This window comes from Pseudomonas sp. P4_C3 (assembly GCF_056402075.1).
Genome location: NZ_JBFUIC010000457.1, coordinates 1 through 2,671 on the forward strand (window position 1 = coordinate 1; position 2,671 = coordinate 2,671).

Consider the following 2,671-nt stretch of genomic DNA (forward strand, 5'->3'; position numbering starts at 1 on the left):
AGGTAACGGCCCGCGCCGCCACCCTGAGTGATCCCGAAACTGAACCCTGCGCAAGCGAAGTAGTTGTCGTAGCCGTGCACGGGCCCGAGTAGGGGAAGCCCATCCGGGGTGTACACGATAGGGCCATTGACCACGGTCTTGATCCCGCCGTCACCGATTATCCCCACTTGTTCCATCGCTGCACCGATGATTTCTTCGAGACGGTTCAGTTCGGGTTGCAGCAGTTCCTGACCGAACGTCGCTGGAACGCCGTCGACTGCCCAGGCCACCGGCTCGCGCTCGTAGGGGCCGAGTATCAGCCCTTTCCCTTCCTGGCGAAGGTAGTAGGAAATATCGGGATCGCGAAGCAGGGGCAGAAGGTTGGATCTGTCCACCAGGGCTGGAATATTGTCAGTGACCAGATACTGATGTTCCAGAGAACAGATTGGAAACTGATGGCCGATCATGGCGGCCACTTCATTTGCTCTGAAGCCTGCGGCGTTCACGATAATGTCTGCGTGAATGACACCTTGTTCGGTAGTCACTTCCCATTTTTTGTCGGCGAGTTGAGTAATCGCGGTAACCGGATTGTGCCGAACAATGGTAGCGCCGTAACCACGTGCCAATTGAGCCATGGCATTGGTCACACTGGTAGGATCGATATGACCGTCATACGGGTCCCAAAGCCCGCCCAGCAAACCGGTGGTGTCCAGGAAGGGATGCAGTTCCTTCAAGCGTTCATTGTCGACAACTTCGACGCCAGTCAAACCGGCGAGTGTGGCCAGGCCTGCTACCCGCTTGAACTCATCCAGACGTTCTTTGGTATGCGCAAGCCGGATCGAACCTGTTTGATGGTGGCCGACCGATTGACCAGTCTGTTCCGCGAGTTGTTGATACAGCTCGATGCTGTTTTTCTGAAGCTTCATGATGTTCAGGCTGGTACTGAACGAAGGAAGGTTGCCCGCGGCGTGCCAGGTTGATCCAGATGTCAGTTCAAGCTTCTCCACCAGCATGACATCCGTCCAGCCGGATTTGGCCAGATGGTAAAGCGTGCTCACACCAGTAATACCACCACCAATCACTAAAACTTTGGCTTCCGATTTCATCTCGGGGGGATCCTTTGACGGGTCTATTGGAGACGTGATTCGCCGGGGCTCCGGGCGTCTGGATTCGATGCTAAGGCGCTTGAGATGGCACTACAAACGATGTATACCAGTGTCATTTATAAGTAGGGCTTATGCCGGGGTGCCGCGATGTCGTTGACCAATCTTCAGCTCAACTGRCTTCGGACGTTTGAATCAGTCGGGCGGCATTTGAGTTTTTCTGCTGCGGCAATTGAACTGAACATGAGCCAGTCGGCGGTCAGCCAGCAGATAAAATTGCTCGAACACAAACTTGGCAAGGCGCTATTCCTAAGGCAAACACGTTCGATCCAGCTGACCGTATCGGGGCGGGCGTATTTGGCAGTGGTCCGGGAAGGCCTTTGGCACATGCACCAAGGGATGAACAACATCTTCAGCTCGGTCGCCCAAGGCGTACTTGAATTGAGCGTCAACAACTCTTTTGCGCAGCTGTGGCTCGCCCCCCGCATGGAACGCTTTGCTGAGCTGTATCCGCAAATTTCTCTTCGCATGTACGGTGTTAACTGGGAGGCGGATGCGCCACCTTCCAGCGCAGAGCTGGAGATTCGCTATGGTGCGGGTAACTGGCAGCAGTACGACATCCAACAGCTGCTCTCAACTGAGCTGAAACCGTACTGCTCACTGGACGTTGCTGCCAAACTTCGAAGTGCCGGGGGATTGCTCAGCCTGCCCTTGATCGATGTGTTGGGCACACCCAATGGCTGGAGCGACTGGTTGGCTACTTACCCGCAAGGTGAGGCAGAAAACTATCAGCGTTTCTACGTCGACAGTTACGCAATCGCGGCGAGCATGGCCATTGAAAACGCAGGCGTGTGTCTGCTTAACGAGGAACTCGTGGAGAAATCCAGGCTGCGTGGACAGCTCGTGTCGCCGCTCGATCAGAGCATTGAGTGTCTTGCTGGGTTCTACTTGCTGAAGCCGCACAACAAGCCGCTATCAGGGGCTGCACAAGCCTTTTGCACTTGGCTGGAGTCGGAGCTTCGTTAATCTCTGCGGACGGGGTGAGGAGTCAGGAGCCCGCCATAGGCGGGCTCCTTTCCCTTAACTGTTACTTGGAAACGCGAACTGCGCAGCCTCATGGCTGGCACGTTGTGGCCAGCGCTGTGTGATCGCCTTGCGACGCGTGTAGAAACGAACACCATCCGGACCATACGCATGAAGATCGCCAAACAGCGAGCGCTTCCAGCCGCCAAAGCTGTGGTACGCCACCGGAACCGGTAGCGGAACGTTCACACCCACCATGCCGACTTCGATTTCGTCACAGAACAAGCGCGCAGCTTCACCGTCGCGAGTGAAGATGCAAGTACCGTTGCCGTACTCGTGATCGTTGATGAGTTGCATGGCCTGTTCAAGGCTCGCTACGCGTACGATGCACAGCACGGGACCGAAAATCTCTTCCTTGTAGATGCGCATTTCAGGCGTCACGCGGTCGAATAGGCATCCACCCAGGAAGAAGCCATTTTCGTTGTTGGTTACCTGAAGCCCACGACCATCGACGACCAACTCGGCCCCGGATTCAACACCTTCGTCCACGTAGCCCTTCACTTTGT

General features: G+C 55.7%; 3 protein-coding genes. 1 reads left to right on the forward strand and 2 read right to left on the reverse strand.

Annotated features, from left to right (window positions below):
* A partial coding sequence (locus AC1DVH_RS29245) for an NAD(P)/FAD-dependent oxidoreductase (RefSeq protein WP_477756715.1) occupies positions 1–1,085 on the reverse strand: 1,085 nt, incomplete at its 3' end.
* Positions 1,086–1,232: 147 nt separating this feature from the next.
* Between AC1DVH_RS29245 and AC1DVH_RS29250 the strand changes: the two genes are divergently transcribed.
* Positions 1,233–2,108: a LysR family transcriptional regulator gene (locus AC1DVH_RS29250; RefSeq protein WP_477756716.1), complete on the forward strand. Its 876-nt coding sequence runs from the start codon at positions 1,233–1,235 to the stop codon at positions 2,106–2,108.
* Positions 2,109–2,162: 54 nt separating this feature from the next.
* Here the strand turns inward: AC1DVH_RS29250 and AC1DVH_RS29255 are convergent.
* A partial coding sequence (locus AC1DVH_RS29255) for an aldehyde dehydrogenase family protein (protein WP_477756717.1) occupies positions 2,163–2,671 on the reverse strand: 509 nt, incomplete at its 5' end.